Annotated in this window: 18 protein-coding genes; 11 read left to right on the top strand and 7 right to left on the bottom strand. The window is 71.8% G+C overall.

The genetic code is table 11. The features are described 5' to 3' along the window. Positions 1-16: 16 nt before the first annotated feature. A complete protein-coding gene (locus ACYQ77_RS36415; protein ID WP_459719989.1) occupies positions 17-1051 on the bottom strand; it encodes a class I SAM-dependent methyltransferase in 1035 nt (344 codons plus the stop codon). A 78-nt stretch (positions 1052-1129) separates the two neighbouring features. Here ACYQ77_RS36415 and ACYQ77_RS36410 point away from each other — a divergent pair, with 78 nt between their 5' ends. Then, positions 1130-2230 carry a branched-chain amino acid aminotransferase gene (locus ACYQ77_RS36410; RefSeq protein ID WP_459719986.1) on the top strand — a complete coding sequence of 367 codons (1101 nt, stop codon included), beginning with the start codon at positions 1130-1132 and terminating at the stop codon, positions 2228-2230. A gap of 405 nt (positions 2231-2635) precedes the next feature. On the opposite strand, the gene ACYQ77_RS36405 is transcribed toward ACYQ77_RS36410, so the two are convergent. Next, on the bottom strand, positions 2636-2764 hold the full coding sequence (locus tag ACYQ77_RS36405; protein WP_459719983.1) for a hypothetical protein: 129 nt from the start codon (positions 2762-2764) through the stop codon (positions 2636-2638). Positions 2765-2897: 133 nt separating this feature from the next. Further along, positions 2898-3833, bottom strand: coding sequence for a 3-oxoacyl-[acyl-carrier-protein] synthase III C-terminal domain-containing protein (locus tag ACYQ77_RS36400; RefSeq protein WP_459719981.1), 936 nt, complete (start codon positions 3831-3833; stop codon positions 2898-2900). A 32-nt stretch (positions 3834-3865) separates the two neighbouring features. Between ACYQ77_RS36400 and ACYQ77_RS36395 the strand changes: the two genes are divergently transcribed. Further along, the gene (locus ACYQ77_RS36395) at positions 3866-4297 is read left to right on the top strand and encodes a PaaI family thioesterase (protein WP_459719978.1); all 432 of its coding nucleotides are present in this window, start codon (positions 3866-3868) and stop codon (positions 4295-4297) included. Positions 4298-4301: 4 nt separating this feature from the next. On the opposite strand, the gene ACYQ77_RS36390 is transcribed toward ACYQ77_RS36395, so the two are convergent. Both ACYQ77_RS36390 and ACYQ77_RS36385 read right to left on the bottom strand, forming a co-directional pair. Beyond that, on the bottom strand, positions 4302-5513 hold the full coding sequence (locus ACYQ77_RS36390) for an MFS transporter (RefSeq protein WP_459719975.1): 1212 nt from the start codon (positions 5511-5513) through the stop codon (positions 4302-4304). Positions 5514-5566: 53 nt separating this feature from the next. Then, positions 5567-7141, bottom strand: coding sequence for an AMP-binding protein (locus tag ACYQ77_RS36385; protein ID WP_459719972.1), 1575 nt, complete (start codon positions 7139-7141; stop codon positions 5567-5569). A gap of 217 nt (positions 7142-7358) precedes the next feature. Here ACYQ77_RS36385 and ACYQ77_RS36380 point away from each other — a divergent pair, with 217 nt between their 5' ends. After that, positions 7359-8279, top strand: a complete 921-nt coding sequence (locus ACYQ77_RS36380; protein ID WP_459719969.1) for a hypothetical protein — start codon at positions 7359-7361, stop codon at positions 8277-8279. On the opposite strand, the gene ACYQ77_RS36375 is transcribed toward ACYQ77_RS36380, so the two are convergent. Together ACYQ77_RS36375 and eccCa are read right to left on the bottom strand one after the other, a co-directional pair. Then, complete coding sequence (locus ACYQ77_RS36375; protein WP_459719967.1) at positions 8209-9351, bottom strand: S8 family serine peptidase; 1143 nt, start codon at positions 9349-9351, stop codon at positions 8209-8211. The genes ACYQ77_RS36380 and ACYQ77_RS36375 overlap by 71 nt on opposite strands. Further along, the gene (gene eccCa, locus ACYQ77_RS36370) at positions 9348-13298 is read right to left on the bottom strand and encodes a type VII secretion protein EccCa (RefSeq protein ID WP_459719964.1); all 3951 of its coding nucleotides are present in this window, start codon (positions 13296-13298) and stop codon (positions 9348-9350) included. Before eccCa ends, ACYQ77_RS36375 begins: the two co-directional genes overlap by 4 nt. Positions 13299-13491: 193 nt before the next feature. Here eccCa and eccD point away from each other — a divergent pair, with 193 nt between their 5' ends. From eccD to ACYQ77_RS36330, 8 genes are all read left to right on the top strand, one after another. Beyond that, complete coding sequence (gene eccD, locus ACYQ77_RS36365; protein WP_459719961.1) at positions 13492-14898, top strand: type VII secretion integral membrane protein EccD; 1407 nt, start codon at positions 13492-13494, stop codon at positions 14896-14898. Positions 14899-14947: 49 nt separating this feature from the next. Further along, on the top strand, positions 14948-16300 hold the full coding sequence (gene eccB / locus ACYQ77_RS36360; protein ID WP_459719958.1) for a type VII secretion protein EccB: 1353 nt from the start codon (positions 14948-14950) through the stop codon (positions 16298-16300). 18 nt (positions 16301-16318) lie between these two features. Next, positions 16319-16612 (top strand): hypothetical protein, encoded by a 294-nt coding sequence (locus ACYQ77_RS36355; RefSeq protein ID WP_459719955.1) that lies wholly within the window; start codon positions 16319-16321, stop codon positions 16610-16612. Positions 16613-16652: 40 nt separating this feature from the next. After that, entirely contained in the window at positions 16653-16943 is a 291-nt protein-coding gene (locus ACYQ77_RS36350) for a hypothetical protein (RefSeq protein WP_184809971.1), read from the top strand. Positions 16944-17015: 72 nt separating this feature from the next. After that, complete coding sequence (locus tag ACYQ77_RS36345; RefSeq protein WP_459719954.1) at positions 17016-19364, top strand: ICP22 family protein; 2349 nt, start codon at positions 17016-17018, stop codon at positions 19362-19364. Positions 19365-19390: 26 nt separating this feature from the next. Further along, positions 19391-22210 (top strand): hypothetical protein, encoded by a 2820-nt coding sequence (locus ACYQ77_RS36340; RefSeq protein WP_459719951.1) that lies wholly within the window; start codon positions 19391-19393, stop codon positions 22208-22210. 9 nt (positions 22211-22219) lie between these two features. Then, positions 22220-22615 (top strand): YbaB/EbfC family nucleoid-associated protein, encoded by a 396-nt coding sequence (locus ACYQ77_RS36335; RefSeq protein ID WP_459719948.1) that lies wholly within the window; start codon positions 22220-22222, stop codon positions 22613-22615. Beyond that, positions 22612-22923, top strand: coding sequence for a hypothetical protein (locus ACYQ77_RS36330; protein WP_459719945.1), 312 nt, complete (start codon positions 22612-22614; stop codon positions 22921-22923). The genes ACYQ77_RS36335 and ACYQ77_RS36330 overlap by 4 nt, the downstream gene beginning before the upstream one ends. The last annotated feature ends 9 nt before the right edge of the window (positions 22924-22932 follow it).

Genomic DNA, 22932 nt, shown 5'->3' with positions numbered 1-22932 from the left:
TCTGTCCTAGTGCCGACTACGGAACGCAGACAAAGATGCAGTTCTGGGCACGTGGCGAGTCGAGCACGTCCACCCGGGAGAAGCCCGCGTCGCGCAGCATCGACGTGGCCAGCTCGATGCCCCACATGGCGCCCAGCGCGGCGCCGCCCTCCGCGAGCGACACCGTCGTGCAGTACATGAGGCTGATCGCGTAGCACAGCGCGGCGAGCGGGTTGCCGACGTTGCCGTCGAGGTCGCTCGAGAACTTCGCGTCGACCATCACGAACACCCCGCCGGGGGCGAGTGCGGCGTGCACGCGCCGCAGCACCTCGGCCGGGTCACGCTGGTCGTGGATCGCGTCGAACGCGAGGATCACGTCGTAGGCGGGGTCGGCGGCCAGCCGCGCGGCGTCCCCGGCCACGAAGTCCGCGTTCGTGGGCCCGGTCGCCGCGGCGATCAGCTCGGCGTCGATGTCCAGCCCGGTGAACCGCGACGCCGGGAACGCCTCCGCCGCCACCCGCACCGCGTGCCCGGCGCCGCAGCCGAGGTCGAGCACCCGCGCGCCCGCGGTCAGCCGCTCGACGAGCCCCGGCACCGCGCCGAGGAACCCGTCGACCAGCTGCGTCTCGTAGATGTGCCGCCACGTGTCACCCGGCCGCGCCCCCGCGGCGGCGAAGTGCGGCGCGAAGTCGGCGTGCGGCACCCCGCCACCGTCGGCGAAGGCCCGCTCGAGCGCAGGCAGCGCCCCGGCGAACGCACGCAGCATCGACGCCATCGGCGCCACGTTCGCGGCCGTGTCCCCGGTCAGCAGCGCCGCGTGCTCGGCGGGCAGCGTGTACACGCCGTCGTCGTGGGTGAAGAACCCGCCGGTGACCATCGCGCCGAGCCACTCCCGCACGTACCGCTCGTGCAGCCCGGCCCGCGCGGCCAGTTCCGCGCTCGTCGCCGGCCCTGCCGCCGCGGCCTGGAACAACCCGGTCCGGTGCCCGAGGCTCATCAGCATCGTCATCGCGCCACCGGTCAACGTGCCGACCACATGGCGTCCGAACGCCTCCCGCCGCGCCTGATCCATGGCGGGCAAGCTATCAGCGCGGGGGTTGACCTGCCGAAAACGGCCGCATAGCGTCACTCCGGACCTTGTGGGGGTGGCGTGAGCGAGCTTGACTTGGCCGACCGGACGCTGGCGGCCGGTGACCGGATCACCGACGACGAACTGCGTGCCCGGTGCGCGCGGCCCGCGTTCGGGCGAGTGCTGACCGAGCACATGGTGTCGCTGCGGTGGACCGCCGACCGCGGCTGGCACGACGGCGAGGTCGTGCCCTACGGACCGCTGACCGTGGACCCCGCGATGGTCGGGCTCCACTACGGCCAGGTCGTGTTCGAGGGCATGAAGGCGTTCCGCCACGCCGACGGGCACGCCGTGCTGTTCCGGCCGCACGACCACGGCGCCCGCTTCGCCGACTCGGCACGGCGGCTGGCGATGCCCGAGCTGCCCGTGGCGGTGTTCGTCGAGGCGGCCCGTGCGCTGGTCCGTGCCGACGAGCGGTGGGTGCCGTCCGAACCGGCACGCAGCCTGTACCTGCGCCCGATCATGTTCGCCACCGACCCGGTGCTGGCGCTCGCGCCCGGCCTCGAGTACCGGTTCCTGCTGCTCGCCATGGTCACGGAGAACTTCTTCGGCGCGGACAGCCCGCCGGTGTCGGTGTGGGCGAGCACCCGCTACAGCCGCGCAGCGCCCGGCGGCACCGGCGAGGCCAAGTGCGCGGGCAACTACGCCCCCGCGTTCCTCGCCCAGCAGGAGGCCGCCGAACACGGCTGCCAGCAGGTCGTCTGGCTCGACGCCGCCGAGCACCGGTTCGTCGAGGAGATGGGCGGCATGAACATCTTCTGGGTGCAGCGGCACGGTGAGGAGACCACCCTGGTCACCCCGCCGCTGACGGGCACGCTGCTGCCCGGCGTGACGCGCCGGTCCCTGCTGACCCTGGCCGAGGACGAGGGCTTCCGCGTCGAGGAACGCCGGGTCACGCTCGACGACTGGCAGCACCTCACCGGGACCGGCGCGTTCGCCGAGGCCTTCGCCTGTGGCACCGCGGCCGCCGTCACCCCCATCGGCCGCGTGGTCGCGGAGGGACGGGAGTGGACCATCGGCGACGGGACCGCGGGACCGGTGTCCGCGCGGATGCGCACCGCGCTCACGGACGTCCAGCGCGGTCTCGCCCCCGACAAGCACGGGTGGCTCGTCGACGCCTGACCCAGGGCCGAGCTGCGTGCGCTGGGCCGCGGTGATCCGGTCGCGCCCAGGACGCCGCTGTCCCACGACTGACGCGCGCGGTAGCCCCCCGCCGACGTACCGCGCGTCGTGCCGCCCCCGAGTGGTGCCGCAGAGCGCGGGTCCGCGAGCGCGGACCGCGCCGTGTCCACATCAGACACGCTGTCGCGGCGACCTGACCGGGAACGGCGAAGGGTCGTGCTCTGTCCTCTCCGGACCGGTGCCGTTCCGTGATCGACGTGAGGACCGGAACGCTCAGGGCCGAAAATGTGCCCTGGAACGCGTGACGGCAATTTTCCTGGAGCGCGCGGAAATTGTTCACGAGCTTTTTTCCATGACAGTGGGCCCGCATCGCTGTATTGCGATGCGGGCCACCGTTCACATCACTTACGCGCTGACGCCGACCTCGACCTCGCTGCCGCCGAAAGCGCGCTCGAACTCGCCGCCGCCGAACGCGGCTTCGATGATTTCGCTGCCACCGAAAGCTGCGACTTCAGCGCCACCAAAGCTCGCCATGGAGCCTCCTTGGTTAGTGGGATAATACGAACAAAAGTATCTGCAGTTGTGTTCGCTACCGCAAGCTGCGTTCGCTGAAACGTATTGCGCCGAACGGCCCGTCGGCACTGGTGCTAAAAGGTGAGGCATCCTTTCAGTGCTCGATGACCATTGCCGAGAAGATCGCGCCGTAGCCCGCCGACACGAAGAGATATCGGTCGCCTTCCGTGAGTAGTCCGTTGTCGACAGCGGTGCGGTAGTTGAGGAACGGGTCCGCGGCGAACGTGTGGCCGATCAGCGGCACGTTGTCGAGCATCACGGTCGTCGACGGCAGCTCCAGGTGCTTGCAGACCTTCCGCCACGAGCGGACGTTCACGTTGTGCGGCAGGATCAGGCGCAGCTCGCCGGGCCGCACACCGGCCCGTGCGGCCGCCGTGCTGATCACCTCACCCAGCAGCAGCGTGTACTCCTTGGCGAACCGCTCCGCCGCGTCCTGGCGGTCCGTGGCCCAGTGGTCGAGGTCGCCGCGCTGCAGGGTCACGTAGCTCAGCACCCGGTCGCGTGCGCCGTCCGCGGACACCAGGCACGCGGCGGACGCCTCGCCGAAGATCCGCGCCTCCGGGCGCAGCGTCTCGTCGAGGGTGAAGACCTGTTCGCCCGCCAGGATCAGCGCCAGCGCGTCCGGATCGCCGTCCACGGCCAGCAACCGGCCCGCGATGTCCACCGCGAGCAGGCCAGCCGCGCAGCCGTGGTGCGTCACCGCGAACGCCGTCGCCCCGCGCAGGCCGAGGACCTCGCACAGGTCCGGCATCGGCGAGAGCGGGTGCGGTTGCGACACCGGCACGGTGCGCGCGTACAGCACGTAGCGGATGCGGCTTTCGTTGGCGGACAACGTGGCCAGGTTCCGCGCGGACCCCGCCAGGAGGTCGAGCAGCGTCGCACCGGGTTCCTGCCTGCGGACCTCCGCGTAGCCGTAGGACCGTTGGAGCGTCTCCACGGTCGTCGCGGGCAGCTGCCACCCGGCGAGCAGTTCGCCGAGCGGCACCCGCCGTTCCGGCAGGTGCCCGGCGACCTCCCGCAAGGCGGTCATGACGGGCCTCTCCGGCGTACTAACCTTGCCCCATGACGGGCGAACGCAGAGGCCACTTCTGGGATGCTGTCGAGGGACGGGCGCCGATGCCCAGGGCGACCACGACCCTCGGGTGGTCGCTGATCGACGCCGACACGGAACGGGGTGAGATCGAGGTTTCCTTCGAGGCGACCGAGGACTTCCTCAACCCGGCGGGAACGGTGCAAGGCGGCTTCCTCACTGCGATGCTCGACGACACCATGGGTCCCGCGCTCGCGGCCACTTTGGACCCCGGCCAGTACGGGACGACCATCGAACTCAAGGTCAGCTTCCTGCGGCCGGCGAAACCGGGACGGCTGGTGGGGCGCGGGCGGATCGTGCACCGCGGCGGCACCATCGCCTTCCTCGCGGGCGAGCTGCTCGACGAGTCCGGTCAGGTGGTCGCCGTCGGGTCGTCGACCACCCGCATCCTGAAGACCGGCTGACCCGTCACGAAGGCTGGTCACCGGTGGCCTCGGTGGTGATCAGGCGGCCGTGCACGCTCGGCCGGTAACGCAGCAACGGGATCATGGTCACCACCAGGCAGAGGGATCCGGACAGGACGATCGCGTGCTGCAGGCCGAGACCGGCGACCGCGAGACCCGCCAGGGTGCCGCCGAACGCGAGGCTGCTGCCGGTCACCGCGGTCACCATGCCGAACACGCGGTTCTGCAGCTCGACCGGCACCCGGGCGTAGAGCATCGCGCCGAGGATCGGCCGGATGGCCGCCTGCGTCACACCGCAGAGCGCCGACACCACGAGCACCGCGGCGAGGCTGTCGGTGAGCCCGAGCGTGAGCTGCCGCGGTGCGACGCACAGCACCAGGCTGACGGTGAACGTCAGGTACTGCGGCAGTTTCGGGCCGAACACGGTGAACGCGACGTTCCCGGCGATCGCGCCCGCCGCGAACGCGCTGAGGATCAGGCCGACCGCGGGTGCCGCACCGAAGTGCTCGTCCACCCACAGCGGCACGAACACCGCGTAGTTGGCGACGGTGAACAGGTTGATCACCGAGGTCATCGCGAGCATGCCGACCAGCAGCCGGTCCTGCCACAGGTGCGCGGCACCGCGGCGCAGCGCGGCGAAGTACCGTTCGTCCGCCGCGGCCTTGCGGTCCGGCATGGCGTCGGCGGGCGGGTGCACCAGCAGCCCGACGAGCACGGCGGACAACGCGAAGCTCGCCGCGTCGAACCAGATCGCGCCCTGCGGGCCGAGCCAGAAGATCAGCAGGCCGGCGAGCGGCGCGCCGGTCACCATCGCGAGGTTGCCGACGCCGTCGTAGATCGCGGTCGTCCGGATGATCTGCATGCCCGCCGCGTCGCTGACCGGGCGGAGCAGCACGTGCTGCGCGCGGCCGCCCACCCCGACGAGCGCGCCCTTCACCGCGACGAGCGCGGCCAGCGCGAGGAACCCGATGTCCGGTGTCACCGCGATGCCGAGCATGGCCAGCGCGGCGGCACCCTCCGCGACGATCAGCGTGCGGCGGATGCCGAACCGGTCGGCCAGCGGCGTGCCGAAGATGCCGGACAGCAGCGCCGGGATCACGGTGCACGCGGAGATCAGGCCCATCTTCGCGGCGCTGCCGGTGCTCGTCAGCACCAGCCACGGCACGGCCACGGTCGTGACCACGCTGCCGAGCATGGACACGATGTGTCCCGTCATCAGTGCGACGAGCCCGAGCCTGGCCGCGGTGCTGGAGGTTTCGGTGACCGCGCTCAATCCGCCGCGCTTTCCACCAACACGTGCTCAGCCGCGTACTTCTCGCGCAGCCGCCGGGTGTTCGTCTTCCCGCTGCCCGTCCGAGGCAGGTCGTCGACGAAGTCGAACGACTTCGGCGCCCACACCCAGGTGAGCTTCTCCTTGACCACGTCGACGAGTTCCTGTTCGGTCACCGCCGCGCCGTCGCGCAGCACCACGTACGCGTGCGCGGCCTCGCCGAGCTCGTCGTGCGGCACGCCGATCACCGCCGCCGCCCGCACGTCCGGGTGCGTGGTCAGCGCGTCCTCGATGGCACGCGGGAAGATGTGGTGGCTGCCGTAGGTGGTGATGATCATGTCGCTGGCGCGGCCGGTGAGGTAGATGTAGCCGTCCTCGTCGACGTGCCCGATGTCGCCGGTGCGCACCCACCCGTCGACGAGCGTCTCCGCCGTCTGCTCAGGACGGCCGACGTACCCGGCGAAGTTCAGCTTGCTCGCCACCCACAGCTCGCCGGTCTCGCCCGCGGCCAGCACGGTGGTGCCGTCCTCGCCGCGGATCTCCAGCCGCACGTCGCCGTACGCGGGACCGCACGACGCGATCCGGTGTGGATGGTCCGGGTCGGCGGCCACGCCCGGGTACGCGGAGATGAACGGGGACTCCGACAGGCCGTACGTGATGCGGACGACCGGACCCAGTTTCTCGACCGCTTGGCGCAACCGCCCCGGGTTGGTCGCCGCGGTGCCGACGCTCAGCACGAGCATCGCGGACAGGTCGCGCTTGTCGAAGTCGGGGTGGTCGAGCAGCTCGTAGAGCATCAGCGGGGTGATGAACGTGGAGTTGACCTGCTCGCGCTCCAGCAGCTCCAGGAACTCCGCGGCGCGGAAGAACCGCTGGACGAACAGGGTGCCGCCGGTGAACAGGTACAGGAACGCAGACGTCTGCCCGGCGACGAACCACATCGGCGTCACCGTGACGTGCCGGTAGCGCGGCTCGTCCGCGGCGAGGATGGCCTCCGCGAGGGTGAGGATCTGCTCGTACAGGTAGGCCGTGTGGAGCAGCGGCTTGGGAATCCCGGTGGTACCGCTGGTCTGGAACACCGACTCCGGCGTCCCGGTCGCGCTGTCCACATCGAACGGTGCGGCGCCGGGGTGGCGGGGCGCGAGGATGTCCGGTCCTGCGCCGCCGGAGCCGACGCAGTACGCGGGGATCCCCAGGCGCTCCACGATCTCCCGGCCGCGTTCGCCGTGGACGGCGACCTCGTAGAGCAGTGCCTCCGGCGCCACCTGGTCGATGTAGGCCGCGAGTTCCCTCGGGGAGGCGGCGTTGGACAGCCACGCGGTGCGGCAGCCGAGCAGGTGCAGCGCGAGCTGGATCATCGGTGCGTGCGGGGGATAGCCGAGCATGACCCCGACCGTGGTGCCCGGCCGCAGTCCGTGGTCGGCCAGGTTCGCGGCGATGTCGAGGACGGCGGCCCGGATCTCGGTGTAGGTGAACCGCGCGTCCCCGTTGACCAGTCCCTCGCGGTCGCCGTACCCGGCGAAGAGCTCCAGTGCCCGCAACACGTACTCAGGTCTCGCGGGCAGTGAAGTCATCACACACTCCAGAGGTAGTTCGGCCACGGGTCACACGCGTGCCATCCGATCCGAGCGCGCGAATCGTAACCGGGAAAACACGGGGAAAAGCGGTTCCCGGCGGCGGGCGGGACTTCGTCGGCTGAACGGGTCAGCCATGTGCTCCCGTCTGCCGAACGACCTTGGTACGACGTGGTGCCAAGCTGGACATCCCGGGCATCACGGGCACACTGCAGGCATGCGCGGAATGTTCGTCACCGGTCCGCTGAACGCGGCCGACATCCTCGAGGACGGCGGTCACCTGCGGGTCAGCGGGGCGGTGGGCAGGACGTTCGACGAGCTGACCGGCCAGGTGCTGAACCCGACGATGCCCGGCTACGTCCGCGACATGGCCGCGCCGTACGGGCTCGCCGTCCGCGAGGACCTGCTCGACGGTGGCGTCGGGCACTCCTACGCCGAGATGTGCGTGCCGCTGCTCGCCGAGCTGGTGCCGGAGGACCGCCCGGCCGACCTGCTCGTGCTCGCCACCGGTGTCCCGGACGTCCGCTACGGCCGGTCCACCGCGACGGTGCTGAGCTGGCACTGCGCGGGCGCCCCGATGGCGTTCACGGTGTGCGACCAGGGACTGCTGGCCGCGTTCACCGCGCTGCACCTGATCGAGGGGTACGCACGCACCGGCGGCGCACGGCGCGCCGTGCTGCTCGTGGCCGAGCAGCCGACCGTGTACCACGAACTCCCCGTGGCCGCCCCGGTTCCCGACCGCGCCGCGGCGGTCGGCGTGGTGCTGGAGACGTCCGGCGTGCCGGGTGGGCTGTCGGTCCGACGGCACACGGAGGTGGCGCCGCACGAGGTGCCCGGCGCGCTGGCCGCGCAGCTGTCCGACGCGGCGACCGTGATCCTCGGCCCGACCCTGGCGGGCATGGCGCCCGGCACCGGGAACGCGGTGGTGTGCCGGGAGAACCAGCCGTACACCGGGGTGTGGCTCGAACTGGCCCGCAGGCTGCCGGAGTTGCGGGGCGCCGAGGGGCCGGTGCTGCTGGCGGAGTACGACCCGGGGATGGGTTACCTGTTCTCCGCCACGATCGACGTCACGTGGCGCGGCGGCGCCGTGCCGCCGCCGCGACCGTCGGACCCGCCAGCAGCAGCGCCGCCGCCGTGACACCGCCCGCGAGCCACAGTGCTCTGCCTGCGGGCGCGTCGTCCGGGGCCGGTGGCTTCGGGACGGTCAGGTCCTCGGCCGCCGGCGTGGGTGCCGCGTCGGCGTCGGGGACGATGGTGACCGCCGCGAACGGGTCCACCACGCCGTAGCCGATCAGTTTGTTCGGCAGCGCGGTCGACGGGTGGTCGGCGGTACCCGTCAGGCGGTCGGCCACCTCGCGTGCCGACAGCGCCGGGTAGTACGCCCGGACCAGCGCGGCCGTCCCCGCCACGTACGCGACCGACAGCTCGGCGCCGGACGCCTCCCGGTGCCCCGCACCACGCGGGGCGACGCCGATGAGGTTCTGCGCGGGCGCGGCGAGCGTCGGGTCCGCGCCGTAGATCGGCGACGACACCGGGCCGTCCGGCCCGACCGGCGCCACCGCGAGCACACCGGGGATCCGTGCCGGGAACGCGAGCTGGCCCCGCTTCGGCACCGACGCGGACGCCACCACCAGCACGTCCCGCTGCGCGGCGTACGCGGCCGCGGCACGCAGCTCCGGCATGTCCAAAGTGGCCACCAGCCCGACCGCGACCACCCGCGCGCCGCCGTCGACCGCCGCGACGATCCCGTCGCCGATGGCGCGGGCCAGCCACGCGTGGTCCTGGATCTTCGGCGGTTCGTCGTGCACGCGCACCGGGAAGATCCGCGCTGCCGGGGCGATGCCGGTGAACGGGACGTCGGGGTTGTCGCTCGGCCGCGCGGCGATCAGCGACGCGATGAACGTGCCGCGTCCGAAGCAGTCGTCGTTACCCGGGCCGCCTGCCAGGTTCGTCCCGCGCAGCACGGCGCCCTTCAGCGCGGGCGCCGCCGCGCTCACGCCCGTGTCGACGACCCCGACGACCACGTCCCCGCGGGTCAGCGGCCACGCTCGGTCGGCGTCCATCCGTTGCTGCGCCCAGGATTCGTGCGTGATGGGGGTCGTCGACGGCGGCGTGCACTGCCCGGCGGGCGGCGGCTGGGCCGCGGCGGGAAGCACCGGCGTGAACGCGGCCGTCACGCCCAGGACCGCGCCGATCAGTACCGCCCTCATGCCGGCTCCTCCGTCCACCCGATCTGCAGCCCCACCCCGTCGCGGCGGGTGACGAGGACCGCGCGGCCCGGCGGCAGCTGCCTGCCCCGCGCACCGTTGAGCAGCGGCAGCTCGGTGCTCGGCATGGACAGCGCCAGCTCGGGTGTGTTCGACTCCTGGAGCCGCCGCGTCACCGGCTCCATCGCCGACCGGCTCGACCCGGCCGCCGCCCGCGCCATCACCATGTGCAGGCCGATGTCACCCGCCTGCGGCACCAGCTCCACAAGGGACTGGAACGGGCCGCCCGCCGGGCCGAGCAGCAGGTCGTAGTCGTCGACCACGACGAAGATCTCGGGGCCGCGCCACCAGTCGCGCCTGCGCAGCTGCGCCGGGGTGATGTCGGTGCCGGGCACGCGTTCCTGCAGTTCCGCGGTGATCTCCCGGACCAGCGCCTCGGCGGCGGGCACGGACACCGCGGTGCCGCGCCGGTAGGCGTCCGGCACGGACTCGAGGATCGTCCTGCGCGGGTCCACCACCAGGATCTGCGCCTCCTCCGGCGAGTACACGGCGGTGATCGCGCCGACGATCAGGCGCAGCGCCGCGGTCTTGCCGCTGCCGCTGTCGCCGATGATCGTCAGGTGCGGCCGGTCGCCGAAGTCGTGCCACACGGGCTGCAGGTCCAGCTCGCCGGCGCCCAGCGCCACCTTCGGACCGGGCAGCGGCGCGGGCAGGTCCTCGGCGGGCAGCACCGCGGGCAGCATCCGCACGGCGGGCGCCGCCGCGCCCTGCCACGTCTCGGCCACGGCCGCGGCCAGGTCGCGGGTGGCGTCGGAGAGCTCGACGGTGCCGGAGACGCCGTCGATGCGCGGCACACCGGCGAGGAAGTGCATCTGGTCCGACGTCATGCCGCGGCCGGGGATCTGCGGCACCTCCGCCGCCTTGCGCATGTTGATGACCGAGTCGATCGAGTCACCCAGCCGCAGCTCAAGACGCGTGCCGAGCTGGTCGCGGAGCTGGCTGTGCACGTCGGACCACCGGTTCGTGGTGAGCACCAGGTGCACGCCGTACGCGAGGCCGCGGCCCGCGAGCGCGCGCAGCGCCATGTCGTGCTGCTCGAACTCCGACCGCAGCGCGCCCCAGTTGTCGACGACCAGGAACACGTCGCCGTGCGGGTCGTCGGCGAACTCGCCCTTCGCGCGCCGCTCCCGGTAGGAGGCCATGCTCTCCACCTCGTGCTCGGCGAACGCCTGCTCCCGTTCCGCGAGCAGCGTCTGCACCTCGGCGATCGTGCGGGCGACCCGCTCGGCCTGCAGCCGGCCCGCGACCCCGCCGACGTGCGGCAGCCCCTCGAGCGCGGCGAGCGTGCCGCCACCGAAGTCGAGGCAGTAGAACTGCGCCTCCGCCGGGGTGTGCGTGACCGCGATCGCGGCGATCAGCGTGCGCAGCAGGTTGCTCTTGCCGGACTGGGGGCCACCGGCGATGCCGACGTGCCCACCGGGCCCGGACAGGTCGACGACGTGCAGGTCACGGCTCTGCTCGAACGGCTTGTCCACCACGCCGACCGGCACGACCAGCCGTCCGCAGCCCGGCCAGCCCACCGCGGTGAGCCCGCGTTCCGGGTCGGGCACGAGCGGCGGCAGCAGCTGGTCCAGTGACGGCGGGTCGGCCAGCGGCGGCAGCCACACCTGGTGCGCGGGCGGGCCGTGCCCCACGAGCTTGTCCACCACGACCGACAGCACGGTCTCGCCGGTCTCGGACTCCTCCGGCTGCCGCGGCGCCGGCGCGGGCGCGGGCGTCGCGCCGACCGGCAGCTTGCCGACCCCGAACGGCACGACCTGCCTGCGCACCTCTTCCTGCCGCTGCTCGCGGGTGCGGCGGCGGTGCGGTCCGGACACGTACGCCGCCTTGAACCGGATCAGGGTCGCGACGTCGCTGCGCAGGTACCCGTTGCCGGGCGCGCTGGGCAGCTGGTAGGCGTCCGGCACACCGATCACCGACCGGGATTCCATGGCGGAGAACGTGCGCAGGCCGATCCGGTAGGACAGGTGGCTCTCCAGCTTGTGCATGCGGCCGTCCTCGATGCGCTGCGAGGCAAGCAGGAGGTGCACGCCCAGCGACCGGCCGAGGCGGCCGATCATCACGAACAGCTCACCGAAGTCCGGGTTGGACGCGAGCAGCTCGGAGAACTCGTCGACGATCACGAACAGCGTCGGCAGCGGGTCCAGCGGCGTGCCGGACAGGCGCGCCTTCTCGTAGTCCAGCAGGGAGCTGTAGTTGCCCGCCGCGCGCAGGAACTCCTGGCGCCGCACCATCTCGCCGTGCAGCGCGTCCTGCATCCTGGTCACGAGCGTCGCCTCGTCGGCGAGGTTGGTGATCACCGCGGACACGTGCGGCAGCCGGTCGAGACCGAGGAACGTCGCGCCGCCCTTGAAGTCGACGAGCACGAAGTTCAGCACCTCGGACGAGTGCGTCATCGCCATGCCCAGCACGAGCGTGCGCAGCAGCTCCGACTTGCCGGAGCCGGTCGCGCCGATCAGCAGGCCGTGCGGGCCCATGCCGCCCTGCGCGGACTCCTTGATGTCCAGCTCGATCGGCGCGCCGTTCTCCGTGATGCCCAACGGGATCCGCAGCCGGTCGCGGGTCAGCCCGGTGCGGGCGAGCGCCGCCGGGTCCCACGTGTCGATGTCGGTGATGCCGAGCAGCTGCGGCAGCTCGAAGTTCGCCACCATCGGCTCCGCCACGTCCGCGGTGCCACCGAGGCGGTACGGGGAGATGATCCGCGCGAGCGTCGCCGCCTTCGCGGTGCTCATCAGGTCCGGCGTGCACAGGTTCGTGCGGATCTCCTGGCCGGTGCGGTCGGTGCGCAGCATCTCGACCTGCTCCGGCGAGACGTCCAGGCGCAGCGTGGTGCGGCCGGCGCTGGTGAGCGCACCGGAGACGTCCAGCACCACCGAGTTCCGGTAGCCGGTGCCCGCGAGCCGCGACTCGGACGGCACCTCGACGCCGTCCAGCACGATCACCACGTAGGGCTCCTCCGCGCTGGGGGAGGACGCCGCCTCGAACCGGCCGCGCTCACCGAGCTCCGCGTCGAGCAGCTCGGTGAGCGCGTCCACCCCGTCGGCCAGCAGCCGGGCCTGACCCGCGCCGTCCTGCTCGGCGGGGTGCTGGGCGTGCGGCAGCCACTTCACCCAGTCCCACAGGTGCACCCGCCCCGGCTCGGCGCAGACCGCGAGCCGCAGGTCCTCGGGGGAGTGGAAGGTGACGAGCTGGGCGAGCACCGCGCGGGTCATCGCCCGGATGGCGTCCGGGTCGCCGGAGAACCGCACCTTCGCGAAGCCGCGCAGGAACAACGAGGTGGGCAGGTTCGACACGGTGCTGTGCGCGTTGATGAACCGCCGCAACGCACGCGCCGACAGCGGTTCCAGGTCGGAGATCGGCTTGGTGTTCATCGGGTTCATCCGCACCGCGAGCCGCTGCGCGCCGGTGCCGACCCGCACCTCGGCGAAGTCGCCGTGCGCGGCCCGCCGCTCCCACAGCCGCCCGGTCATCGCGACCGACCACAGCCCGCCGGGGTCGGGGTGCCGCCACGCGAGCGACTCCCGCTGCTTCGCGGCCGCCGCCCGCACCTGCTTGCGGATCTGCCCGAGGTAGCGGAGGTAGTCGCGCCGTTCACCCCGCATCCGGCCCCGGCGCTCCGTGCCGCCGCGGGCCAGCTGGACGAGGAACATGATCAGTGCCATGAGCGCCATCAGCCCGAACATGCCCAGGCCCAGCACGGGGTTGTTCGGCGCGATGTAGATCAGCATGAACACGCCGCTGCCGAGCATCATCGGCAGCATCATCAGCGCGGACATGAAGTCCCGGCCGACCGTCTCCGGCAGGGCGGGCGGCTCCTGCAGCGACAGGTCACCGCTCGGCATCTCCGGTGGCTGCTCCCGGCTCGGCCTGCGGAACAGTGTCGTCGTCATCGCGGTCCGCTCCTCGCTCTGGTTCCCGTCCACCACCTACACGTCGGCACCGGCCGGGAAGGGTTCACTGCGCAGGACCCGGCACCGTTCACACCGGACCGCGAACTGGGAACGGGCCGTCACCGGGCGACTGAACCTTTGGCGGAACGGGTGCCGTGTGGGGGGTATGGCGGCGACGAACTCGAACGCTCCTGTGACTGCCCAGGCCACCCCGTCCACGGGTGGCTCCGGCGAGATGTGCAGGCTCACGATCTGCGGCCCCACCTCGCGGGTCGAGCTGGCCGTGCCCGCGCACGTGCCGATCGCCGACCTCATGCCGACCGTGCTCGGCCACCTCGACCCCTCCCTCGCCACGGCGGGGCTGGGGCACGGCGGCTGGGTGCTGCAACGGCTCGGTGAGGCGCCGCTGGACGAGGACCACGGGACGGCCGCCGCGGGCCTGTACGACGGGGACGTCCTGTACCTGCGGCCGCGGGACGACCAGCTGCCGCTGGCCGACTTCGACGACCTGGTCGACGGGATCCACACCGGACTGTCCGGCCGCAGCGACAGCTGGCGGCCCGCCATCACGCGGCGCGTGTGCCTCGGGCTGGCCGCCCTGTGCGGGCTGCTCGCCATCGTCGTCACCGCGTTCGCCGCCGACGGGACCACCACCGCGATCAGCGCGTGCGCGGTCGCGGTCGTGCTCGTCGGCGGCGGGACCGTCCTCGCGCGACTGCTCGACGATCGCGGGGGCGCGATCACGCTCGGCGCGACGGGCGTCGCCGCGGCCGGGATGGCCGGGTTCGCGATGCCCGCCGGTGCGGCCGCCGCAGGGGAGTGGCTCACCGGCGCCGGCGTGCTCGCCACGCTCGTCGCCGTCGCCGCGGCCGCCACCCTCGCGCGGGCGGCGCTCGGCGTGGGGCAGCCCGGGTTCCTCGCCGTGGCCTCGTGCGCGGTGCTGGCCGCGATCGGCTGCATGGCGGGGATGCTCATCGGCCTGGACGCGCAGGCGACCGCGGCGGTCGTGGTGGTGCTCGTGCTCGCGGTGTCCCGCGCGGCGCCGCAGCTCGCGGCGTGGCTCGCCGGGCTCGCCGCGGAACCGGTGCCCACCACCCCCGAGGAGTTCCAGCAGGGCCTCGACCCGTTGCCCAGCAAGGACGTGCTCGACCGGGCCGCGCTCGCCGACGTGCACCTCACGTCGTTCCTCGCCGTGCTCGGCGCCGTCGGCACGGCGGCGCTGCTCGTGCTCACGAGCGAGCTGACGTGGGACACCATGACGCTCGGGCTCGTCGTCGCCGTCCTGCTCCTGTTGCAGGCACGGGAGATGCGGGGCATCTGGCACCGGCTGTCCGCGATGGTCCCGGCGACCGCGGTGCTCGTCGCCATCCTGTTGCGCTGGGCCGCGGACCTGCCGCTGCTCGGGCAGCTGTGCGTGCTCGTCGGGCTCCTCGGGCTCGCGGGCAACGCCGTCGCGGGCGCGCAGGTGCTCCCCGGCCGCAGGCTCGTGCCGCGCTGGGGACGTCTCGGCGACATCCTCCACTGGCTCTGCGCGCTCGCCGTGCTGGCGCTCGCGCTGACCGTGACCGGGTTCTACGGCCTCGTCGCCACCTGGCTGTGAACCCCTGCCGACGTGAGAACCGTGAGCGGGAAGGGAAGGAGGGGCGAGCGTGTACGGCAGGCGTGAGCAGGTGGAGGCGCATTCGTTCCTGGTCGGGCGGATTCTCGCGGCGGTGCTGCGCACCGACCCCGACGCGGTCGACCGGCCACTGCGCCGCACCACCGTGGGCATGGCGGGCGGCATCGGCATCGCCATCGTGGTGATGGCGATCGTGCTGATCGTCGCCCTGTTCACCGGCCGGGGCAGCGACGCATGGCGCGAGGAGCCCGGCACGCTCGTCGTCGACGAGGACTCCGGCAACCGGTACCTGCTCATCGACGGTCGCCTGCGCCCCGTGCTCAACTACGCCTCGGCGCGGCTGCTGGTGGAAGGTGAGCCGCCGGTCGCGTCCGTCAGCGCCGAGGACCTCGCCGGGTTCCCCAAGGGCGCGCCCATCGGCATCCCCGGCGCCCCGGACACGCTGCCGTCGGCGACCACCACCGGCAAGCCGTGGCTGGTGTGCGCCGGTGTGTCCGACGAGGACCCGCGCGTCGCGGTGACGGTCGGCGACGTGCCCGGTGTGCGGGAGGTGGACGCCGGCCAGGCCGTGCTGGTGCGGGTCGGCGAGGAGCGGTACCTCGCGTGGCACGGCACGCGCCTGCGCGTCACCGGTGACTGGGTGCCCCGCGCGCTCGGCATGGATCCCGCGGCGGCCGTCGCGGTCGACTCGGCGTGGCTGAACACCCTGCCCGCCGGTCCCGACCTCGGGTCGCCGCCGGTGGAGCACGGCGGGCCCGGCCCGGACGTCGCGAACCGGCCGTCCGTGCTCGGCCAGCTCGTCACCGTGCCGGACGCGGTGGGGGACACCACGTTCGTCGTCGCGAAGGGCGGTCTGGTGCCGGTGTCCCGCACCGTCGCCACGCTGCTCGGCGCCGACCCCGGCAACGCGTCGCCGCCCGCCATGGCGATCACCCCGGCGCAGCTCGCCACCCAGACCGTGCTGCCCGCACCGGTCTGGCAGGCGGAGCTGCCCGCGTCGCCACCGTCCGCTGTGGACAGCGAGGCGGGGAAGCCGTGCGTGCGCTGGCAGTCCGACCGGGCGGCGCTCGTGACCGTGCCGTCGATGCCCGGTTCGCCGGACACCGCGCAGGCAGGCGTCACCCGCGACGGGCGGGTCGCCGACCTCGTCGAGGTCGCCCCGGGCGCGGGCATGCTCGCCCGCACCCGGCCCGCGCCGGGTGTGCCGGGCGCGGGCGTGTACCTGATCACCGAAGCGGGCGCGAAGTTCCCCGTGGCCGACGGCGAAGCAGCCGAGGCGCTCGGGTTCTCGGTGGATGCCGCCGAGCTGGTCCCGGCGGAGCTGCTCGCCCTGCTGCCGACCGGCCCGGTGCTCGACATCCCCGAACAGGTCGCAAGTGAATAGAAACGAGGAGGAGATCCGGTGACGAACCCGAACTACGGTTACGACGACGGGATGCTGGTGTCGGTCATCAACGCCACCAACACCGGCATCGGCCAGATGCGGAACCTGAACAACTCGGTCATGAGCCTCGCGGGCGCGCTGCCCACGGTCAACAACTCGACCTCCGGTGTGAAGCTCGCCGGCCTGCTCAGCGACTGGAACCAGAACTACTCGAAGATCATCTCCGAGCTGGAGCAGCTGAACGGCAAGGCGAGCGGCCTGCTGCAGAGCAACCGCAACGTCGAGACCGAGACCAGCAGCGCGCCGAAGTAGCGCAGGCCCGCCCGCCCGCAATCCGGAAAGGACACCCAGCATGACCGCGTTCGACGTCAACCACAACGGCTACCTCGAGATCAACGAGCAGCTGTACAAGGCGGTGGGCAACCTCGGTGTGATCATCGAGGACCTCAACTCCGCCCTGCGCAACATCCCCGCGGCCGCCTGGGGTGGCGCCCAGCCGATCTGGCTGGAGTACCAGACCAAGTGGAACGCCGCCTACCAGGAAATGGTGCAGCAGATCAACGCCACCACGGTGTCGTCGATCAACGTGCACGAGATCTTCAAGCAGGGCGACAACCGCGGCGCGCAGATCTTCATCCAGTGAGTGCCCGGCGGCATCGGTATCCCCAGGTGACGGCCCGGTTCCCCGGGTCCGCGGAATCGGAAGGAGAGTTCGGTGGAAGAGACGGATCCGGCGCGCGTCCTGCCCGCGAAGAAGCAGGTCGCCGAGGCGACCACGTCGAACTCGGGCGGTGCCGTGCCGATGGTTCCGCCCATGGGGATGCCGATGTCGCCGCACGCGCCGAGGACAGGTGACGCGGCCGCGCAGCAGCGGGCCGACCAGCCCCTCTACACGGCCGACATGCCGGCGGAGGGCTTCGGCTCACCGGCCGTGACGCTGGCCCACGGGCAGCTGCTGCCCGCCGAACCCGCGATCGCGGCGCGGGTGGCCGAACCGCTCGCACCCCTGCGCCCGGCCGAGCACGTGGCGAGCGACGACGTGCACATCCTGCCGGTCGAGGACAAGCCCTGCACCTGCTGCGGCACGTTCCACGACGGCCAGGAACACCGCCCCTTCGACGACGACGTGCGCACCGTCGGCAACCGCGGCCCCGACACGCAGGACCGTCCCACCACGACGGCCGACACCCAGCCGACCGACACCAAACCGGACGACTGCTGCTGCCACTGCTGCGGCGACGAACACCCCGGCCTCGACAAAGCCCACGGCGACGGCTCCGCCGGCACTCCGACGGACACCGACGAGGACTCCGAAGAGGACACGGACGAGACCCCCGACGACGACCACCCCGGTGGCGACTCCGAGGACGACTCGGACGACGATCATTCCGGTGGCGACTCCGAGAACGACCCGGACGACGATCATTCCGGCGGCGACGACTCCGAGAACGACCCGGACGACGATCATTCCGGCGGCGACGACTCCGAGAACGACTCGGACGACGACTGCCCCGCCGACGACGAGGACTCGGGCAACGAGTCCGGCCACAGCGGCGGCGACGACGAGGACTCGGGCAACCAGCCCGGCCATGGCGACGCGGACGATGAGGATTCCGGCGACCAGTCTGGTGGGGACGAGGACTCGGGTGACGAGTCCGGCGATGGCGATGCCGATGATGAGGATTCCGGCGACCAGTCCGGTGGGGACGAGGACTCGGGTGACGAGTCCGGTCATGGCGATGCCGATGATGAGGATTCCGGCGACCACCCCGGTGGGGACGAGGACTCAGCCGATGAGCCCGGCCACGGCGACGCCGACGATTCCGGCGACCACCCCCGGCAGGACGAGGACTGGGACAAGTGCGGCAACGGCGCGCACGACAAGCCCGGCAAGGGCGACGACAAGCCCGGCCACCACGACCACGCCAGCGACCGCCCCGGCGGCGATCGGCCGGGCGGTGACCGCCCCGGTGGCGACCGTCCGGGTGGCGGGCCGTCGGGGCACGAGGTCGGCGGTAAACCCGTCCCGCACGGCTCGCAGGACCAGCCGAGAACACCGACCGACTCGAACTACGCCGTGGACGGCGGCAAGCCCGCCACCCCGCCCGTCCCGGGCGAACGCGCGACCATGGCACCCCCGACGCAGGGGCTCACCAAACCGGTCCAGCCCGCCACCGAGACGGGCGCGACCCTGCCGGGCAGGACGCTCGGCGGGCAGTCCACCCCGTCCACGAGCGGCGGATCCCCCACCACCCCGGCGATCCCGGCCGTCCAGAAGCTCGCCACACCGCTCACCCCGACCACGTCCTTCGCACCGCCGACGACCAACGGCCAGCACGGCAACGGCAACGGCAACAGCAACGGCGAAGGCAACGGGCCGGGCGCGACCGGCGGTAGCCCCCAGACGTTCTACAAGTCCGAGCCCCCACCCGGCTACCAGGGCAACGGAAACAGCGACGGCACCGGGTCCGGCGGTAGCCCGCAGACCTTCTACAAGTCCGAGCCCCCACCCGGCCACCAGGGCAACGGCAACGGCACGCCCTCCCAGGAGGTGCCGCGCCAGGCAGCCCTGCAGGCGACCATGCCCGCGACCGTGTCCAACCCCGGCGCCAACGGCGGCACCAACCCGCTCTTCCCCACCGGTGGCACCGGCGCGGGTGGCGCGTTCCCCGGCAACAACGGCAACGTCGGCCCCGACCCGAACGTCAAGTTCGACGAGACCGCCTTCAACCAGCTGATCGCGGTCGTCGGCGGCGTGCGCGACACCATCGGCAAGGCGACCCGCAACGACATCACCTACCTCGACTCCGAGCTGCTGGTCCAGCCGAACAACCAGACCTGGGAGCCGGCGACCAAGCTGGTCACCCGCGGCGGCCTGTTCGGCGGCTCGGTCGACACCGAGAACACCAGCCTGGAGAAGACGCTCAAGACGTTCCACGAGTCGTTGCAGCTGGCCAAGGAAGTGTTCAAGGAGACCGACGACCTCGCCGCGTACGACGCGACGCGGTTCACCACGGCCTACCCCGGCTTCAACAGCGGCGGCCTGCCCGGCGGGGCTTTCTGAGCGCGCGACGTCACCGGAGGTGAGTGATGACCGACCCACTCGGCGAGCCGAAGCCGATCAAAGGCACGGACTACGCCAGGTCGACGTACGACCAGGTGCTGTTCACGGTCACCGGCAACGGGTACGACCTGTACGGCCTGCTGCGCACCGGCGCGCAGGCCGGCATGGGCTGGCTCAACGTCGGCACGAGTCCCGGCCCCGGCGCGACCCAGTCGGACGGCCAGTCGGGTGGCACCGCCTACAGCTACCACGCGTGGGACAAGTGGTACATCAACGTCAACAAGAACACGACGGCGACCCAGAACTGGGACACCGCGCTCACCGACATGAACGACCTGATGAGCAGTCTTGAGGCGGGCAAGCTCGGGTTGATGGACGTCGACCTGCTGCGGGCGTCCCAGGCCACGGTCACGAAGTACGTGAACTGGCTGTCCGAGAACCTCGAGGTGCTGCGCCAGTGGGTGCAGAAGCTCACCAGTGACGACTCGGCGTTCAAGGGCAAGGCCGCGTCGGTGATCAAGCAGAACCTGGACAAGATCACCTACACGATGGACGACCTGCACACCCAGATCGTCACCGAGCGGAAGACGCCCGAGTCGCTGGACCGGGTCGCGAACGCCCTGCTGACGTTCGGCAAGGGCATGGCGAACATCTGGTACAACCACTACAGCGCCCTGACCAGTGCGGTGAACTACGCGATGGGTTCGGTCATCAACAACGTGGCCAACTACATCGTCGGCAAGGGTCTGGCGCACGGCACGCCGCAGTACCTGCTCGACTACTACGCCCTGCAGAGCCGGGAACGCGCCGAGCAGTACATCCGCACGGTGGTCTCCAGCTACAGCTCCGTCGCCAACTCCCTGCCCCAGGTCCGGGTCACACCGCCGTTCTGGCCGTGGGACGACTTCAAGGTCGAGGACGTCGGCACGTTCACCTTCGAGCCGACGCCCCTGCCGGAAGGGTTCCCGACGCTCGCCGGCCCGCTGGACAGCCAGGCGACGTGGGACACCATCAACCGGGAGATCAGCAACTACGTCGGCCGCATCATGAAGCCGATGGACGAGCAGGCGCGGACGCTGCTGTCGAACCTCCAGACCGCCTACGACGGCACGAAGGACTCGCTCGAGGAGCTGGAGACCCCGTCGCCGCCGCCGGTCGGGGGCAGCAACAACCCCTTCGGCAACAACAACCCGTTCGGGAACAACAACCCGTTCGGTAATGGGAATGGCAATCCGTTCGGCAACGGCAACCCCTTCGGTAATGGGAACGGCAACCCGTTCGGCAACAGCAACCCCTTCGGGAACGGGAACGGCAACCCGTTCGGCAATGACAACCCGTTCGGCAACGGCAACGACAACCCCTTCGGCGAAGGGAACAACAACCCGTTCGGGAACGGGAACCCCGGTGGGAACAACAACCCCTTCGGGAACGACAACCCGTTCGGCAACGGGAACGGCACCCCGTTCGGGAACGACAACCCCGGCGGCGGCAACAACCCGTTCGGGAACGACGACGCGATCACCACCCCGCCCCCGCCCGGCGAGGGGACCGGGAACAGCACCCCGTTCGGCAACGAGAACCCCGCCGGGAACAACGCCTTCACCAGCAACGGACCCGGGCCCGACGGCGAGTCGTTCGGCAACACCCCGCCGCCGGTCATCCCGCCGGGACTCGTCCCGGGTGGCGGCGGCAACGTCCGCCCCGACGGCAAGGGCGGGTTCGTCGACGCGAACGGCAACCCCGTCGACGTCAACGGAAACCCCGTCGACAGCAACGGGAACCCGATCGAGCTGCCGAACGGTCAGACCGAGTCCTTCGGCAACGAACAGCCGGGCCCGGAGGGCTTCCGCAACCAGAACCTCCCCGAGTTCGACCTGCCCGGCGGCAACGGCGACAGCTTCGGCAACAACCAACCGGGCGGCAACGACTTCACCCTCCCCGGTGCGGACGACTTCGGGAACCTGCCCGGCGGCAACGGCAACGACTTCGGCAACCTACCCGGCGGCAACGGCAACGGTTTCGGGAACCTCCCGGGTGCCAACGACTTCGGGAACCTCCCGGGCGGCAACGATTTCGGTAACTTGCCGGGCGGCAACGGCAACGACTTCGGCAACCTCCCGGGCGGCAACGGCATCGGGAACTTGCCCGGCGGCGGTGGCGGCGGCACCGGCAACATCGGTGACTTCGGGAACCTGCCGGGGGGCAACGGCATCGGGAACCTACCCGGGGGCGGTGGCGGCGGCACCGGCAACATCGGCGACTTCGGCAACCTGCCGGGCGGCGGGCTGCCGGGCGGTGGTGGCGGCACCGGCAACATCGGCGATTTCGGGAACCTGCCGGGCGGTGGCGGCGGTGGTGGCGGCACGGCCAACGTCGGCGACTTCGGCAACCTGCCGGGTGGTGGCGGCGCGAGTGCGCCGGGCGGCGGCTTCTCCGGTCTCGGCGGCGGTACCGGCGCCGGTGGCGGGTTCGGCGGCGAGGGCTGGGCCGACTGGTCGGGGCAGGGTCAGCAGTTCGACGACAACGGCTCGCGGTTCACCGCGGACGTCGGCAACCGCCAGGGCAGCATGCCGATGATGCCGCCGCCGATGATGCCGCCCATGTCCGGGGCTGGCGACAGCAAGGAACGCGAACGGCAGACGTGGCTGTCCGAGGACGACAAGGTCTGGGGCACCGACAACGACGCGGGCATCGGCATCATCGGGCTGCCCAACGACGACCGGTACGAGGCGGACGAGCCGCTCGCGCCGACCCACGTGCACGTCAGCTCCGCGCCGTCCCGCGGCAAGCCCGCCGAGCAGGCGAAGCAGCCGGAGCAGGCGGCCGAGCAGACGGCGAACGGATAGGAGGCAGGCATGTTCTCGTCGTTCGAGAACGAGATGACCGCGGCGATGCGTGAACTGCGCGACAAGCAGGGCGAGATCGCCGCGGCCCTCGGGAAGCTGCACGAGGCCACCGCGACCGCGACGTCGAAGGACCGGATGCTCAAGGCCACGGTGGACGGTCAGGGCAAGCTCACCGAGCTGGCGTTCAACGGCACGCGGTGGCGGGAGATGGCCCCGAAGGAGCTCGGCGCGAAGATCGTCGAGGTGGTCGGCCAGGCGCAGGAGCAGGCGGCGCTGAGGACGGCCGAGCTGATGGGCGGCCTCGTGCCCGCCGGGTTCGACCTCGAACAGCTGCGCACCGTCGGCCCCGACCTGGAGTCGATGATCGACGACGCGATCGCGGATGTGGGGAGGTGGTCCAAGTGAACGACCGGCTGTACGTCGACGTCGAGGCGCTGACCCGGGGCGGGATCAACCTCGCCCAGTGGTCGGCGCTGGCGAACCGGATCGGCGGCAGGCTCCAGGGCGCCGCGGCGACGTACCGCAACGCGGGCGGCACCGGCGAGATGGGCGAACAGTTCGACACGAACTACAAGCCCGGCGAGCAGAAGGCGCTCGAGTTCCTGGTGATGCTCATGAAGGTCGTCGGCAGCTACTCGGAGAAGACGTTCGAGGCGGCGAAGGTCTTCGAGGAGAGCAACACGGAGGCCGACGCGGCCACCCCGCGGCAGTAGGCGGTGCCC

It is taken from the genome of Actinophytocola sp. KF-1, from assembly GCF_054661535.1.
This window is presented reverse-complemented; position numbering and strand designations above follow the sequence as displayed.

Excerpts from the sequence above, each read along its gene's own strand:
- ACYQ77_RS36380 (WP_459719969.1), top strand. The coding sequence starts at position 7,359 with ATGCGCGGAATGTTCGTCACCGGTCCGCTGAACGCGGCCGACATCCTC.
- ACYQ77_RS36390 (WP_459719975.1), bottom strand. The coding sequence starts at position 5,513 with ATGACGGGACACATCGTGTCCATGCTCGGCAGCGTGGTCACGACCGTG.
- ACYQ77_RS36375 (WP_459719967.1), bottom strand. The coding sequence starts at position 9,351 with ATGAGGGCGGTACTGATCGGCGCGGTCCTGGGCGTGACGGCCGCGTTC.
- ACYQ77_RS36385 (WP_459719972.1), bottom strand. The coding sequence starts at position 7,141 with ATGACTTCACTGCCCGCGAGACCTGAGTACGTGTTGCGGGCACTGGAG.
- ACYQ77_RS36415 (WP_459719989.1), bottom strand. The coding sequence starts at position 1,051 with ATGGATCAGGCGCGGCGGGAGGCGTTCGGACGCCATGTGGTCGGCACG.
- eccCa (WP_459719964.1), bottom strand. The coding sequence starts at position 13,298 with ATGACGACGACACTGTTCCGCAGGCCGAGCCGGGAGCAGCCACCGGAG.
- ACYQ77_RS36400 (WP_459719981.1), bottom strand. The coding sequence starts at position 3,833 with ATGACCGCCTTGCGGGAGGTCGCCGGGCACCTGCCGGAACGGCGGGTG.
- ACYQ77_RS36395 (WP_459719978.1), top strand. The coding sequence starts at position 3,866 with ATGACGGGCGAACGCAGAGGCCACTTCTGGGATGCTGTCGAGGGACGG.
- ACYQ77_RS36335 (WP_459719948.1), top strand. The coding sequence starts at position 22,220 with ATGTTCTCGTCGTTCGAGAACGAGATGACCGCGGCGATGCGTGAACTG.
- ACYQ77_RS36340 (WP_459719951.1), top strand. The coding sequence starts at position 19,391 with ATGACCGACCCACTCGGCGAGCCGAAGCCGATCAAAGGCACGGACTAC.
- ACYQ77_RS36405 (WP_459719983.1), bottom strand. The coding sequence starts at position 2,764 with ATGGCGAGCTTTGGTGGCGCTGAAGTCGCAGCTTTCGGTGGCAGCGAA.
- ACYQ77_RS36350 (WP_184809971.1), top strand. The coding sequence starts at position 16,653 with ATGACCGCGTTCGACGTCAACCACAACGGCTACCTCGAGATCAACGAG.